The 14141-nt window shown below is 63.3% G+C and carries 13 protein-coding genes; 8 read left to right on the plus strand and 5 right to left on the minus strand.

Going from position 1 to position 14141, the window contains the following annotated elements; genetic code table 11:
- Positions 1-119: 119 nt before the first annotated feature.
- The gene (locus tag CCX87_RS03560; protein WP_087743791.1) at positions 120-968 is read left to right on the plus strand and encodes a lysophospholipid acyltransferase family protein; all 849 of its coding nucleotides are present in this window, start codon (positions 120-122) and stop codon (positions 966-968) included.
- Complete coding sequence (locus CCX87_RS03565; protein ID WP_087743793.1) at positions 965-1834, plus strand: lysophospholipid acyltransferase family protein; 870 nt, start codon at positions 965-967, stop codon at positions 1832-1834. Before CCX87_RS03560 ends, CCX87_RS03565 begins: the two co-directional genes overlap by 4 nt.
- Positions 1835-1883: 49 nt before the next feature.
- Here the strand turns inward: CCX87_RS03565 and CCX87_RS03570 are convergent, their stop codons facing one another.
- Together CCX87_RS03570 and yihA are read right to left on the minus strand one after the other, a co-directional pair.
- The gene (locus CCX87_RS03570; RefSeq protein ID WP_087743795.1) at positions 1884-2792 is read right to left on the minus strand and encodes an alpha/beta fold hydrolase; all 909 of its coding nucleotides are present in this window, start codon (positions 2790-2792) and stop codon (positions 1884-1886) included.
- 50 nt (positions 2793-2842) lie between these two features.
- Positions 2843-3586, minus strand: coding sequence for a ribosome biogenesis GTP-binding protein YihA/YsxC (gene yihA / locus CCX87_RS03575; RefSeq protein WP_087743799.1), 744 nt, complete (start codon positions 3584-3586; stop codon positions 2843-2845).
- Positions 3587-3658: 72 nt separating this feature from the next.
- Here yihA and CCX87_RS03580 point away from each other — a divergent pair, with 72 nt between their 5' ends.
- The 5 genes from CCX87_RS03580 to CCX87_RS03600 all read left to right on the plus strand — a co-directional run bounded on the left by CCX87_RS03580 (position 3659) and on the right by CCX87_RS03600 (position 9761).
- Positions 3659-4300, plus strand: coding sequence for a c-type cytochrome (locus tag CCX87_RS03580; RefSeq protein WP_087743801.1), 642 nt, complete (start codon positions 3659-3661; stop codon positions 4298-4300).
- Between the two features lie 132 nt (positions 4301-4432).
- Entirely contained in the window at positions 4433-6571 is a 2139-nt protein-coding gene (locus CCX87_RS03585; RefSeq protein WP_087743803.1) for a cytochrome c biogenesis protein ResB, read from the plus strand.
- 8 nt (positions 6572-6579) lie between these two features.
- On the plus strand, positions 6580-7914 hold the full coding sequence (gene ccsB / locus CCX87_RS03590; protein ID WP_087743805.1) for a c-type cytochrome biogenesis protein CcsB: 1335 nt from the start codon (positions 6580-6582) through the stop codon (positions 7912-7914).
- A 153-nt stretch (positions 7915-8067) separates the two neighbouring features.
- Complete coding sequence (gene msrP, locus CCX87_RS03595; RefSeq protein WP_087743806.1) at positions 8068-9072, plus strand: protein-methionine-sulfoxide reductase catalytic subunit MsrP; 1005 nt, start codon at positions 8068-8070, stop codon at positions 9070-9072.
- 47 nt (positions 9073-9119) lie between these two features.
- On the plus strand, positions 9120-9761 hold the full coding sequence (locus tag CCX87_RS03600; RefSeq protein ID WP_087743808.1) for a sulfite oxidase heme-binding subunit YedZ: 642 nt from the start codon (positions 9120-9122) through the stop codon (positions 9759-9761).
- Positions 9762-9850: 89 nt separating this feature from the next.
- On the opposite strand, the gene CCX87_RS03605 is transcribed toward CCX87_RS03600, so the two are convergent.
- Both CCX87_RS03605 and lptM read right to left on the minus strand, forming a co-directional pair.
- A complete protein-coding gene (locus CCX87_RS03605) occupies positions 9851-10678 on the minus strand; it encodes an MBL fold metallo-hydrolase (protein ID WP_087748156.1) in 828 nt (275 codons plus the stop codon).
- A 124-nt stretch (positions 10679-10802) separates the two neighbouring features.
- Positions 10803-11006 (minus strand): LPS translocon maturation chaperone LptM, encoded by a 204-nt coding sequence (lptM, locus tag CCX87_RS03610; protein WP_087743810.1) that lies wholly within the window; start codon positions 11004-11006, stop codon positions 10803-10805.
- Positions 11007-11018: 12 nt separating this feature from the next.
- On the opposite strand from lptM, the gene cyaY reads away from it, so the two are divergent.
- Entirely contained in the window at positions 11019-11348 is a 330-nt protein-coding gene (gene cyaY / locus CCX87_RS03615) for an iron donor protein CyaY (RefSeq protein ID WP_087743812.1), read from the plus strand.
- A 141-nt stretch (positions 11349-11489) separates the two neighbouring features.
- Here cyaY and CCX87_RS03620 read toward each other — a convergent pair whose 3' ends face one another.
- Positions 11490-13889, minus strand: coding sequence for a penicillin-binding protein 1A (locus CCX87_RS03620; RefSeq protein ID WP_087743814.1), 2400 nt, complete (start codon positions 13887-13889; stop codon positions 11490-11492).
- Between the last annotated feature and the right edge of the window lie 252 nt (positions 13890-14141).

The raw sequence follows: 14141 nt of genomic DNA on the forward strand, positions 1-14141 counted from the left end.
TGTGTTCCGGCATCTGGGGCGTTGCCCTCACCCCGAAGGAGCTTTGGCGAACGCTTTAGCAGATTTTTTTAACGTCGCCCTGCAAGTTGCTCATTTAACTCAGCGACCCGTCTATTTTAATGCCAGTCGTCTTTCGATTTTTTTCTGCATTTCCACTGTGGTTGCTGCATGTCATGGGTGCGGCCATGGGCTGGGTGGCGTTTTGTGCGTCGCCCGCGTACCGGCGCAGGTTCCTGGCCAACTCGGCGCTGGCCGGTTATTCGTTTGGCGCGGTGCGCGCGGCTGTGGCGCATGCGGGCCGCATGGTGGCCGAGTTGCCTCGGCTGTGGCTGGGTGCGCCCTTGCCCTGCGCCATGTCGAACGAGGCCTGTGTGGAGCAGGCCTACGCCGCCGGGCGCGGCATTGTGTTCCTCACACCCCACCAGGGCTGTTTCGAGCTGTCCGCGCAAGTCGCGGCGCGGCACTGGAGCGCGGCGCGCGGGCCCATCACGGTGCTCTACCGCCCGGCGCGCCAGCCGTGGCTGGCCACCGTGATGGCGACTGCACGTAATCGCCCCGGCATGCTGGCGGTGCCCACCACGCTGTCGGGCGTGCGCCAGATGATCAAGGCGCTGCGCCGTGGCGAGGCCGTGGGCCTGCTGCCCGACCAGGTGCCGCCCGATGGCCAGGGCGTGTGGGCCCCCTTTTTTGGCCGCGATGCCTACACCATGACGCTGGCCGTGCGCTTGGCCCAGCAAACCGGTGCGGCCGTGGTGCTGGCGCGCTGCGAGCGCCTGCCCTGGGGCCGCGGTTTTGTCACCCACTTTGAAACCTTGCCCGCGCCGCTCGATGAGCGGCTGGAGGCTGCTGTTTTGCAAATCAACCAGGCCATGGAACATCTCATTCGCCAATGTCCCGAGCAATACCTGTGGGGCTATGCCCGCTACAAGCAGCCGCGCGCTGAAGCCGTTGCCGGGGGCGCCGCATGACGGGGCGCCTGGGTGTGTGGTTCATGCGGGTGCTGGCGCATGTGCCTTTGCCCGCGCTGCGGGCGCTGGGCTGGTGCCTGGGCCAGGTGCTGTACCTGCTGGCCGTGCCGCGCCGCAAGGTGGCCCTGCGCAATCTGGCGCTGTGTTTCCCCGATGCGCCCGCTGCGCAACGGCGCCGCTGGGCGCGCGAAACCTTTGTGGTGTTCAGCCAGACCTGGCTGGATCGCAGCTGGCTGTGGTTTGCCCCGCGCGAGGTGGTGTTGGCACGCGTGAAGCTGCAGGGCGCGCTGGCCGAGCTGGAGGGCGACACCCCCACCATCATCTTTGCCCCGCATTTCTATGGCATGGATGCCGGGGGCACGGCGCTTACGCTGCACACGCCGCGCGCATTCACGTCCATCTTTTCCACCCACCCCGATCCGGCCGTGGATGCCTGGTTCATGGCGGGGCGCCAGCGCTTTGGCGATGTGCGCATGCTCAACCGGGCCGATGGCGTCAAGCCCATCATTTCCAACCTGCGCAAGGGCGGGCTGCTGTACCTGCTGCCCGACATGGACTTTGGCCGCAACGACTCGCTGTTCGTGCCGTTCTATGGCGTGCAGGCCGCCACCGTGCCATCGCTGCCCCGGTTTGCGCGGCTGGGGCGCGCCAAGGTGATTGCCATGGTCACCCGCCTCACGCCCACGGGCTACTGCGCCGAGATTTCACCCGCCTGGCCCGGCTACCCCAGCGACGATGTGGCGACCGACACGGCCCTCATGAACGCCAACCTGCAGCGCTACATCGACGTGTCGCCCGGGCAGTACTACTGGGTGCACAAGCGCTTCAAGACGAGGCCCGAAGGCGAGCCTTCTGTGTATTCCTGAAAATTTGAATCAAATTGGCCGCCAGCGCTTATATATCAAGCGCAGGCAGCTATTGTTTTGATTGCAAAAAGCGCTGCAACTCCAAGGCTACGCGTTCCGGGTGTTCATGGACGATCCAGTGCGATGCGCCTTCCACACGCTGCAACTGCAGCTGCGGCACCCAGCCCGGCAGACCGTCGAGCAGACCCGGCAGCAGCGCGGGGTCGTCCATGCCCCACAGCACCAGCGTGGGCACATCCACCGTCAGCATCGATTCGGGCAAGGTGATGGCTTGTGCGGCCGGGTCACCCGCGCGCGGTGGGCGCAGGGGGCTGGCGCGGTAGTAGTTGCAGGCGCCGGTCAGGCCGCGCTGCCACAGGTCGCGGTATTGGGCGCGCACGGCGGGGGTGAGCCAGTCGGGGGCGCGGCCATCGGGGGTGTTGAAAAAGGCGAACAGGCGGTGAAAGTCGTCTTCGGCCAGCAGCGCCTCGGCATCGGGTCTGCACAGAAAGTGCATGTACTGGCTGGCCGCCTGCTGCGCGGGGTTGTGCTGCAGTTCGCGCACAAAGGCGCCCGGGTGCGGCGAATTAAAGATGGCCAGCCGCTTGAGCCACTGCGGTTGCTGGTTGGCCAGGTTCCAGGCCACCGCACCGCCCCAGTCGTGGGCCACCAGGCATTCCAGCGCGCCGCCAGGGCATTCGGCGGCGATCAGCGCGACAAGATCCTGCACGAGGTGCCTGGCGCGGTAGGCCGCCAAGTCGGTTGGACTGCTGGATGCGCCAAAGCCGCGCAGGTTGGGCGCCACGCAGCGGTAGCCGCCGTTTTCAGGGCGCGAAAAATGCAGCAGCAGTTCGTCCCAGATGAAGGCTCCCTCGGGGAACCCGTGCAGAAACAGCAGCACCGGGCGCCCGGGTGCGCCGCTCACGCGGCATTGCAGGGTGATGCCATGCGGCAGGGCCAGGTCTTGAATAGAAATCATGGTGCTATGCATTCAGTAGCTGCTGCCGCTTTATGCATAAGCGCCAGCGCCTAGTTTGGCTGAGAATCCTCTGGGGCTGCTGGGGCGGGCTCGGGCGCTGCTTCTGGGGCCTCGCCTGCGGGCAACACCGGGTGTGCCCATTGCCACAGCAGCTGTGCCACTTCGTCCACACCCTGCTTCTTGAGGGCCGAGAACATCTTCACCTCGCCGCCGCCCGCGTGCAGTCGCGTAATCGACAGGATCTTGGCCTGCTCGGCGCGCGTGAGCTTGTCGGCCTTGGTCAGCACGATCAGGAATTTCAGGCCTTCCTCGACGCGCGGGCGCACCACTTCGAGCAGGGCTTCGTCCAGTTCGGTCAGGCCCAGGCGTGGGTCGCACAGCAGCACGATGCCTGTGAGGCCGGGGCGGCTGACCAGATAGTTCACCATCACTTGCTGCCAGCGCACCTTGTCCGAGCGCGACACGGCGGCATAGCCATAGCCGGGAAGGTCGGCCAGAACCGCATCGGTCACGCCCTGCTTGCCCAGCGAGAACAAATTGATGTGCTGCGTGCGGCCGGGTTTCTTGGAGGCATACGCCAGCTGCTTTTGCTGTGTGAGCGTGTTGATGCAGGTGGATTTGCCGGCGTTGGAACGGCCCACGAAGGCGATCTCGGGCACGTCGATCGGGGGCAGATGGTGCAGTTGCGCGGCCGTGGTCAGGAACCTGGCGGTGTGCATCCAGCCCATGGCGATCTTGGCGTCGGGTGCGGGCGCAAGGGTGCCAGCAACTGGCGCGGTGGAGGTTGTCGTCATGGAAAATTCGAATGCGTTGGGGCCTCATTGTAGAATCGCCTGGTTTTGCGCACCTCAATACACACCCTCGATATGAAGTTGCTCGCCTCTATGCTGATGGCTGCCGCACTGGCAGCACCCGCTTTTCCGGCCTTGTCTGCGGGCGAAACTCCCGCGGCGCCGACCAAGGCGGCCAAGCCGGACCTGGTCAAGGGCGAAGCCAGCTTCACAGCGGTGTGCGCTGCATGCCACGGGGCAGATGGCAATTCCACCATTGCGGCCAACCCGAAGCTGTCGCAGCAGCACCCGGAATATCTGCTCAAGCAGTTGAAAGAGTTCAAGTCCGGCAAGCGCAACAACGCCGTCATGGCGGGCTTTGCGTCGATGCTGACAGAAGAGGACATGAAGAACATCGCTTACTGGGCGGCTTCCAAGCCTGCCAAGGCCGGCGCCGCGTCCGACAAGGACCTGGTGGCCCTGGGTGAGCGCATCTACCGCGGCGGCATTGCAGACCGCCAGATTGCCGCCTGCGCAGGCTGCCACAGCCCCAACGGCGCCGGCATTCCGGCCCAATACCCCCGCCTGTCGGGCCAGCACGCCGACTACACGGCGTCGCAACTGAAAATGTTCCGCGACGGTTCGCGCGCCAACAGCAACCAGATGACCCAGGTGGCTGCCAAGCTCAACGACCGTGAAATCAAGGCGGTGGCCGACTACATTGCCGGTCTGCGCTGAGGTTTTGTGATCTCTCCGGCCCCGCCAGGCGGGCAGCCTGGAACCAACCGCCAATAACAAACCCCAAAAAGGGCGGGCCCATCGTTCAGATGGCCCCGCCCTTTTCCTTTAGTGCCCGCGTTCACCCCTCTCATGTCTGACACAACCCAAGGCGTTCAAGTCCGGTCTGGCCCCCAGGCCCTGCGTGCAGGCATCGAGCTGCTGTCTTCCATGCGGTTTGCCATTTCGCTGCTGACGGTGATCTGCATCGCGTCGGTCATTGGCACGGTGCTCAAGCAGCATGAGCCTGCGGTGAACTACGTCAACCAGTTCGGCCCGTTCTGGGCGGAGCTGTTTGCGGCCATCCAGCTCAATGCGGTGTACAGCGCGTGGTGGTTTTTGCTGATCCTGGCCTTTCTGGTGGTCAGCACCTCTTTGTGCATCGCCCGCAACACCCCCAAGATCCTGGTGGACCTCAAGGTCTACAAGGAAAACATCCGCGAGCAAAGCCTCAAGGCCTTCCACCACAAGGCGCAGGCCGAACTCGGCGGGCCTGCGGAAGCCGAGGCACGCCGCATTGGCACCTTGCTGGCCGGTGGTGGCTGGAAGGTGCGGCTGCAGCAGCGGGATGCGGCCCAGGGCGCGGGCTGGATGGTGGCGGCCAAGGCGGGGGCGGCCAACAAGATTGGCTACATCGCCGCGCACAGCGCCATCGTGCTCATCTGCCTGGGTGGGCTGTTCGACGGCGACCTGATCGTTCGGGCCCAAATGCTGCTGGGCGGGAAAACACCGTATGCCGGCAGTGGCCTCATTTCCGAGGTAAAGCCCGAGCACCGCCTGTCCGAGCGCAACCCCACGTTTCGCGGCAACCTGGTGGTGGCCGAGGGCACGCAGTCGAGCACCGCCATCCTGAGCCAGTCCGACGGCGTTTTGTTGCAGGAGTTGCCCTTTGCCATCGAACTCAAGAAGTTCATCGTGGAGCATTACTCCACCGGCATGCCCAAGCTGTTCGCCAGCGAGATCGTGATCCACGACAAGGAGACGGGCGCGAAAACGCCCGCCCGCATCGAGGTGAACCACCCCGCCAGCTACAAAGGGGTCGAGATCTACCAGTCGAGTTTTGACGACGGCGGCTCGCACCTCAAGTTGCGCGCCATGCCCATGGTGGCGGGGGCCAAGGCATTTGATGTCGAGGGCACGGTGGGCGGATCGACCGAGTTGGTCGGCAAGGGCGGTGCCACGGGCGGCGAAAAACTCACCCTCGAATTCACGGCCCTGCGCACGATCAATGTCGAGAACCTGGGCGGTGCAGCAGGCGCGACAGGATCGGGCGTCGATGTGCGCAAGGTCGATCTGCGCGAGTCGGTGGAGTCGCGCCTGGGTGCCGCCAACAAGACCGTGACCAAGAAAGAGCTGCGCAATGTGGGCCCCAGCGTGACGTACAAGCTGCGCGATGCGGCCGGTCAGGCGCGCGAGTTCCACAACTACATGCTGCCTGTGGACACCGGCGATGGGGTGCCCGTGTTTTTGCTGGGGGTGCGCGAGAACCCCGCCGATCCGTTCCGTTACCTGCGGGTTCCTGCCGACGACCAAAGCTCCATGGACGGGTTCATGCGCCTTCATGCTGCGCTGGGTGACCCGGCGGCGCGTGAGCAGGCCGTGCGCCGTTATGTGGCGCAGGCGGTGGAGGCGTCGCGCCCCGAACTGGCCGAGCAGCTGACGCAGTCCGCGTTGCGGGCGCTGGCGCTGTTTGCCGGCAGCAACGGGCCCGAGGGCAAAAAGGTGGGCGGCTTGCCGGCCATTTCTGATTTCATGGAAGCCAATGTGCCCGAGGCCGAACGCGCGCGTGCCGGCGAGGTGCTGGTGCGCATCCTGAACGGCGCCCTGTTCGAGCTGGCCCAGCTCACGCGTGAGCGTGCTGGCCTCAAGCCACTGGAACAGAGTGACCAGACACAGACATTCATGACGCAGGCGGTGCTGTCGCTCAGTGATGCGCAGATCTACCCGGCGCCGCTGGTTTTTGAGCTCAAGGACTTCACCCAGGTGCAGGCCAGCGTTTTTCAGGTGGCGCGCGCCCCTGGCAAAAACATTGTCTACCTGGGCTGTGCCTTGCTGATTCTGGGTGTTTTTGCCATGCTTTACGTGCGCGAGCGCCGCGTATGGGTGTGGGTGGCACCGCGGGGGGAGCAGTCGCACGCTCTGATGGCGCTGTCCACCAATCGCAAGACCATGGACGGCGACCGGGAGTTCGTCCAGCTCGCTGACAAACTGATCGGGGCTCGTCCCCACTGAGGCAACGCATGAATACCGCCACCACCACCATCTCTCTGAACGAGGGGTTCTTTTCCCGCCGCAACTGGTTCGACTGGCTGTTCGCCGCCATCGTGGCCACGGGGGGGCTGTATGCGCTGCAACGCTATGGCAGCTACATGGATGTGTACGAAAAAGGCATCCTGCTGGCTGCCATTCCCTGCACCGTGTGGCTGGGCTGGTTCTGGCGCCCGCTGCGGGTCTTGATGCTGGTGGTGGTGGCGCTAGCCCTGGTGGCCATCGGTCTGTACCAGCAAGATGGCGCGGGCAGCCTGGCACGGGCCGAGACCGTGTTCGGCCTCAAATACTTTTTGTCCAGCCAGTCGGCCATTTTGTGGATGAGCATGCTCTTTTTCATGAGCACGGCGTTTTACTGGATGGGCATGTTTGCGCGTGGCGAAGGCCACACCCTGAGCCTGATTGGTTCGCGCATTGCGTGGGTGGCCGTGGGCATGGCGCTTATTGGCACACTGGTGCGCTGGTACGAAAGCTACCTTATCGGCAGCGATGTCGGCCACATCCCGGTGAGCAACCTCTACGAAGTGTTCGTGATGTTCTGCTGGATGACGGCGGCGTTCTATCTGTACTACGAACAGCAGTACGGCACGCGCGCTCTGGGCGGTTTCGTGATGCTGGTGGTCAGCGCGGCCGTGGGCTTTTTGCTCTGGTACACCGTGGTGCGCGAGGCGCACGAGATCCAGCCCCTGGTGCCCGCCCTCCAGAGCTGGTGGATGAAGCTGCATGTGCCCGCCAACTTCATCGGCTACGGCACCTTCGCGCTGGCGGCCATGGTGGCCTTTGCCTACCTGATCAAGCAGCAGGCCAGCGAAACCCGCTGGTACAAGCTGGCGCCGCTGTGGCTGCTGGGCGTGGTGCTGTGCTTTGAGCCCATCGTTTTCCGCCAGGGCGCAACCGAGAGCGGCGGCAGCTACTGGATGGTCTATTTCGGCGTTTCTGCCCTCATCGTGGCGGGCATTCTGCTGGGCCGCAAGCGCATTGCGGCGCGCCTGCCGTCGTTCGAGATCCTGGACGATGTGATGTACAAATCCATCGCTGTGGGCTTTGCCTTCTTCACCATTGCCACCGTGCTGGGCGCCCTGTGGGCCGCCGAGGCCTGGGGCGGCTACTGGAGCTGGGACCCCAAGGAAACCTGGGCGCTGATCGTCTGGCTCAACTACGCGGCCTGGCTGCACATGCGCCTCATGAAGGGCCTGCGCGGCACCGTGTCGGCCTGGTGGGCGCTGGTGGGGCTGGTGGTGACCACGTTCGCGTTTCTGGGCGTGAACATGTTCCTGAGCGGCCTGCACAGCTACGGCACGCTCTGATGGTGTGATGGTGTGATGGTGTGATGGGGTATCGGCCCTGCGGGGCAGCAACCCTTGCGTCTCGGGTGTAACCTGGGCGTTCCAGGGAACGAACTGGCAGTTGCTCGGCTCTACCGCACAGCCGTTTCCACCCAAGAATGACCGGAGCCTCCCATGCTGATTCCATCGCGCGATTCGGGTTTCAAGCACCCGCATTCCTCCGAAATCACCCCGCGCGCGGTCTACGAAGACCGTCGCCACATGCTCAAGCTGATGGCAGGCGGTGCCGCTGGCGCCGCGTTGGCTTCCTGGGCCGGCCGCGAGGCGCTGGCACAACAAGCCCAGGTGGTGCGCCCCGGCAAACTGGCAGCGCTGGCGGGCGCCCGGTCGACCGTGGCGGGGGGCGTCACCATGGAGAAGTTCACCGACTACAAGGACGCGAGCACCTACAACAACTTCTACGAGTTCGGCACCGACAAGGCCGACCCCGCCCGCAATGCCCACACCCTCAAAACCACACCCTGGACGGTGGAGGTGGAAGGCCTGGTCAAGAAGCCCGGCAAGTACGGCATCGAAGACCTGCTCCGGCTGAGCGCGCAGGAAGAACGCATCTACCGCCTGCGCTGCGTGGAAGGCTGGTCCATGGTCATCCCCTGGGTGGGCTACTCGCTGGCTGAGTTGATCAAGCGCGTGGAGCCGCAGGGCAGTGCCAGATACGTGGAATTCGTCACGCTGGCCGACAAGGCCACCATGCCCTATGTGGGCTCGCGCGTGCTCGACTGGCCTTACACGGAAGGCCTGCGCATGGACGAGGCCATGCACCCGCTCACCCTGCTGGCCTTTGGCATGTATGGCGAGGTGCTGCCCAACCAGAACGGTGCGCCCGTGCGCCTGGTGGTGCCCTGGAAATACGGCTTCAAGAGCGCCAAAAGCATCGTCAAGATCCGTTTTGTCGAGAAAGAGCCGGGCACCGCCTGGAACAAGGCGGCCAAACAGGAATATGGGTTCTATTCCAACGTGAACCCCAACGTGGACCACCCGCGCTGGAGCCAGGCCACCGAGCGCCGCATTGGCGAAGACGGCCTGTTTGCCAAGAAGCGCAAAACCCTGATGTTCAACGGCTACGAGGCCCAGGTGGGGCAACTCTACGCCGGCATGGACCTCAAGAAGTTCTACTGAACCCCGCCGCAGCTGCCCGCCAGGCCAAGCGACCGGTCTGCTGCGCCATGAGAAAACTCCTGCTCCATCCGGCGGCCAAGCCGGTGCTGTTCGTGCTGTGCCTGCTGCCCTTGTCGTGGCTGGTCTATGCGGCCGCCACCGACCGCCTGGGCGCCAACCCCGCCGAAGCCCTGATCCGCGCCACCGGTGACTGGACCTTGCGGGCCCTGTGCATGGTGCTGGCCGTGACACCGCTGCGCGTGATGACCGCCAGCCCGCAACTGGCGCGCTTTCGGCGCATGCTGGGTCTGTTTGTGTTTTTTTATGCGCTGCTGCACCTGTTGAGCTACAGCGGGTTTGACATGGGATTCGATCTTGCCGAGATCGCCCGCGACATTGCCAAGCGGCCCTTTATTCTGGTGGGCTTTCTGGCGTTTTGCCTGCTCATGCTGTTGGCGGCCACCTCGTTCAACCGCGCCATCCGGGCATTGGGCGGGCGCCGCTGGCAGGCCCTGCACCGGGCGGTGTATGCGGTGGCCGGGCTGGCGATCCTGCATTTTTTCTGGATGCGCGCCGGCAAGAACGACTTTGCGGAAGTGGCCGTGTATGGCGCCATCCTCGCGGCCCTGCTGGGCTGGCGTCTGTGGCGGCGCCTGGCCAACCGGAGCGCCCGGCCGGTGGGGCGGAGCAGGCCCGCCGCACCGGATTGATTGCTATTATAAATATAGCTGCTTGCGCTTTACCAGTAAGCGCTAGAGCCTATTTAGACTAAAACTTCAGGCGTTGACCGCTTGCAGTTTCAGGCGTTGACCGCTTGCAGTGCCGGCCGCAGTTGCCGGCTCACCGGGTCGATGTGGTCGGTCGGGATCTGGTAAGCGCGATCATCGAACAAATCAATGCCGCACATGAGGTTGTCGATCCAGTCCAGAAAATCGTTGATGGCCTTCTTGCCCATGATGGGCGCGCCATGCTGGGGCACCAGCATGGCGATGTCCAACTGGCGCGCCATGCGCACCCACAGCCGCAGGATCTTGTTGGACACCATGTAGCGGCGGTGAAAAGCCTCCATGCGCGGGATATGCGGGGCCAGATCGGTGACCGGAATGCGCGCCTCGGCCCCCGACGTCATCGACACCCCGAGATCGCCCGTGAACAGGATGCGGCTGACCGGGTCGTAGAAATGGAAGTTGCCTTCGGAATGCATGAAGTGCGCTGGCAGCAGCACCAGTTCATGGCGCCCCAATGGCAGATGCCCGCCACCGTCCGGCACGCCGATCACCCGGTTTTCCGTCTTGCCCACTTTGGTGAAGTGCGGCGCAAACCGCTCCCACACCCGTGAAATCACCAGCGAAGCCTTGGTGCTGGTCATCCAGCGGTCGAGTGACGCAATGATGTCCGGATCGGCGTGCGATGCGATCACATACGCCAGCTTGCTGGGCGCGAAATGCTTGGACATGGCCAGGAACAGTTCATTGAAGGCAAGGTTGCCGCCGGGGTCGATGATGGCGCCGGTGCCGTCGTCAACAATCAGGAACTGGTTGGCTTGAACCGCCTGCCCATCCTCCTCGATGAGGTCGGTGAACATCAGGCAGGCGTGATTCTTGTCGCGATAGAGTTCCAGGGCCATGTCGATGCTGCGGTGCAATAAAACACCGACTGTACGATGGCCCTATCTTCAGTGCTTGATAAAAATCAAGCCCGCTGTCCTTCACGCCGTTGACCCTGGCGCAGTGGTAGCGGGCCGAACGCCATTACTGCGGCACCGACGCGGGGGGCGTGGGGGTGGTTGCCGGTGCGGTCAGTACAGGCGAGAGGGTTTCAGGCAGCGTGGCGCGTTGCCTGGCCTCGGGCGCGCCGGGCAGGTACAAGGGGCCGCGCTGGCCACAGCCCAACAATGCCGCCGCACTCGCAGCAAGGGCAAGGGTACTGACTAGAATTTGGGAAGCTCTCAACATGCGTAAATTGTAATGACCGACCTTGAATTTCTGGACCAGGCTGAAAAACTGCTGCTCGCGGTGGAGCGCAGCTGCGATCGCATCAACGACACGGGCGACGCGGATGTGGACAGCCAGCGCACGGGCGGCATGGTGACGCTGACGTTTCCCAACCGCAGCCAGATCATCATCAACCTGCAAAAACCCCTGCATGAGGTGTGGATGGCGGCCAAGTCGGGCGGATACCACTACCGGTTCGACGGGGCTGCCTGGCAAGACACCAAAGGGGCTGGTGAGTTTTTTGACCGCCTGAGCCAGGATGCCGCGCAGCAGTCTGGCACACCGCTTCGATTCGAGGCCTGACAAGGCGCATCGCTCTCTTCCCCCGCCACAATCGCTGTATCCGGCGGGATGTGCCCCAGCCTTGCCGGGGCAGGGCCAGGGGACGATGGTCAGATGGGATGTCCGTGCGGAGGGCGCCGCACGACTTGCGGGTGTGGAGATTCAGTTGCGGAAGAGATCGAGGATGCGATTGCGCTCTTCGGTCGGCGGCGGCGCTTGCGGTGCCACGGTGGACGCAGCGGTGCCCCGGTCTTCCAGGCCCAGGTTCGCCACCCCCGCATTGCGCGCATATTCCTCATAGAACCACTCACCACCGACATTCACCACCCCCGGCGGCACGGTGGTCTCCATGACGGGCACGCCCTTGAGTGCGCGCTCCATGAAATTGATCCACACCGGCAGGCTCAGCCCGCCCCCGGTTTCCCTGCTGCCCAGGTTGCGGGGCTTGTCGTAACCAATCCAGGTCACTGCGGCCAGTGTGGGCTGGTACCCGGCAAACCACGCGTCTACCGAGTCATTGGTGGTACCTGTCTTGCCGTGCAGGTCCGGCCGCTTGAGGGTGGCTTGCGCCCGTGCTGCAGTTCCTGTGCGCGCAACATCCTGCAGCAGGTTGTCCATGATGAAGGCATTGCGTGCATCAATGGCGCGGGGTAGGTCGTTGACTGTGGGAGGCGGGTTTTCGGAGATCACGCGGCCTTTGTGGTCGGTCACGCGTGCAATCAGCCACGGGTTGACGCGATAGCCGCCATTGGCAAATACCGAGAACCCCGACGCCATCTGCAACGGTGTGACCGAACCCGCTCCCAATGCCATGGTCAGGTAAGCGGGATGCTTTTCAGCGTCGAAGCCGAAGCGGGTCACCCACTCCTGCGCCGTCTTGGGGCCGACCGCCTGAAGGATGCGGATGGAGACCATGTTTTTGGATTTGGCCAAACCCGTGCGCATGGTCATGGGACCGTCGTATCTTCCGTCGTAGTTCTTGGGTTCCCAGGGCTGGCCGCCGGTCACGCCCGCATCAAAAAAGAGGGGGGCGTCATTGACGACTGTGGCGGGAGTGAAGCCCTTTTCCAGTGCGGCGGAGTAGATAAAGGGTTTGAAGCTCGACCCCGGCTGGCGCCAGGCCTGCGTTACATGGTTGAACTTGTTCTTGTCAAAATCAAAGCCGCCCACCAGCGCATTGATGGCACCAGTGCGCGGATCCAGCGCCACGAAGGCGCCTTCCACCTCGGGCAACTGCGTGATTTCCCAGGTGTTCTTGGGCGTCTTGACCACGCGAATCACGGCACCCCGGCGAATCTTGATGTTGGGCGGGGCCTTGTCGCTCAGCCCGGACTGGGCTGGTTTGAGCCCGTCGCTCGTGATTTCAACAGTGTCCCCGTTCGCGCGCGCAGCCACGATCTTGCGTGCGGTGGCCTCTAGCACCACTGCTGCCAGGATGTCTCCGTTGTCTGGATGGCTGGCAAGCGCTTCGTCGATGGCGTCCTCCACCTCTTCTGGAGCGTTGGGCAGGTTCACGAATTGCTCGGGACCGCGATACTGCTGGCGTCGCTCGTAATCCATGATGCCGCGCCGCAGGGCCGCGTAGGCGGTATCCTGGTTGGCCGCGTTCAGCGTGGTGTACACATTCAGGCCGCGGGTGTAAGCCTCATTGCCATACTGGTTGAAGATCAGTTGCCGCACCATCTCGGCCACATATTCGGCGTGGACGCGGGTGTTGTCCTGTCCTGAGCGGATTTTGATTTCTTCCTTCTTTGCGGCCGCAGCTTCTTCGGCCGTGATGAAACCGTTTTCCTCCATCCGTTCAATGATGTAGAGCTGGCGTGACCTGGCGCGCTTGGGGTTGCTGATCGGGTTGTACGCAGAGGGCGCCTTGGGCAGCCCCGCCAGCATCGCTGCCTCGGCGATGGAAACCGACTTCAGCGGTTTTCCAAAATAGGCCTCGGATGCGGCGGCAAATCCGTAGGCACGGTTGCCCAAATAAATCTGATTCATGTAAATCTCGAGAATTTGGTCTTTTGTGAGCAAATGCTCGAGTTTGAATGTCAGTAATATTTCGTAAATTTTCCGCGTAAATGTTTTTTCTGATGACAGATAAACATTCCGAGCCACTTGCATGGTGATGGTTGAAGCGCCCTGGCTTTTGACGCGCCCCAAATTGGCAAGGACTGCGCGCAGCATTCCTTTGTAATCCACGCCGCCATGCTGGAAAAACCGGGTGTCTTCAATGGCCAGCACCGCATTCTTGACCACGGCGGGAATCTCCCGGATGGGTGTCAGGTTGCGCCGCTCTTCGCCAAACTCTCCCAGCAGCGCGCCTTCGGATGAGTACACCCTGAGCGGCAGCTTGGGCCGGTAGTCCGCAAGATCAGAGACGTCGGGGAGATTGGGGTAGGCCATGGCGAGCGCCACACCAATGACCATCAGCAAGGCCAGCCCCCCAGCCAACCCGAGCCCGCCGATCCACAGGAAGGCGCGAAAAATCCAGCGTAGCCAGCCAGGGCGTCGGTCGGTCGCCGAAGCGTCTGGCTTGTGAGGTTGCTTGGGGGAGTTGGGGGGCGCCATATCGCTTCGGAAGGAAAAGAGCCGCCATTATAAAAAACGGCAATCTCGGGCTGGTTTATTGGGGACGGACCACGCAGGCGCGGGCCGCCCACAGTGGCGGATGACTACGTCAAGTGCATTGCAGCACGGTTAAGAATCGTCTGCTTTTGGCAACGCCCGAAAGAATGCGGGTGGCTAAAACGCTTTGCCCGAGAACTATCTTACTGATAGCATTCATGTGAAATGTTAAGTTTTGTTGCGTCATTTTGGCAA

This window comes from Acidovorax sp. T1 (assembly GCF_002176815.1).
Taxonomy (GTDB): domain Bacteria; phylum Pseudomonadota; class Gammaproteobacteria; order Burkholderiales; family Burkholderiaceae_C; genus Acidovorax.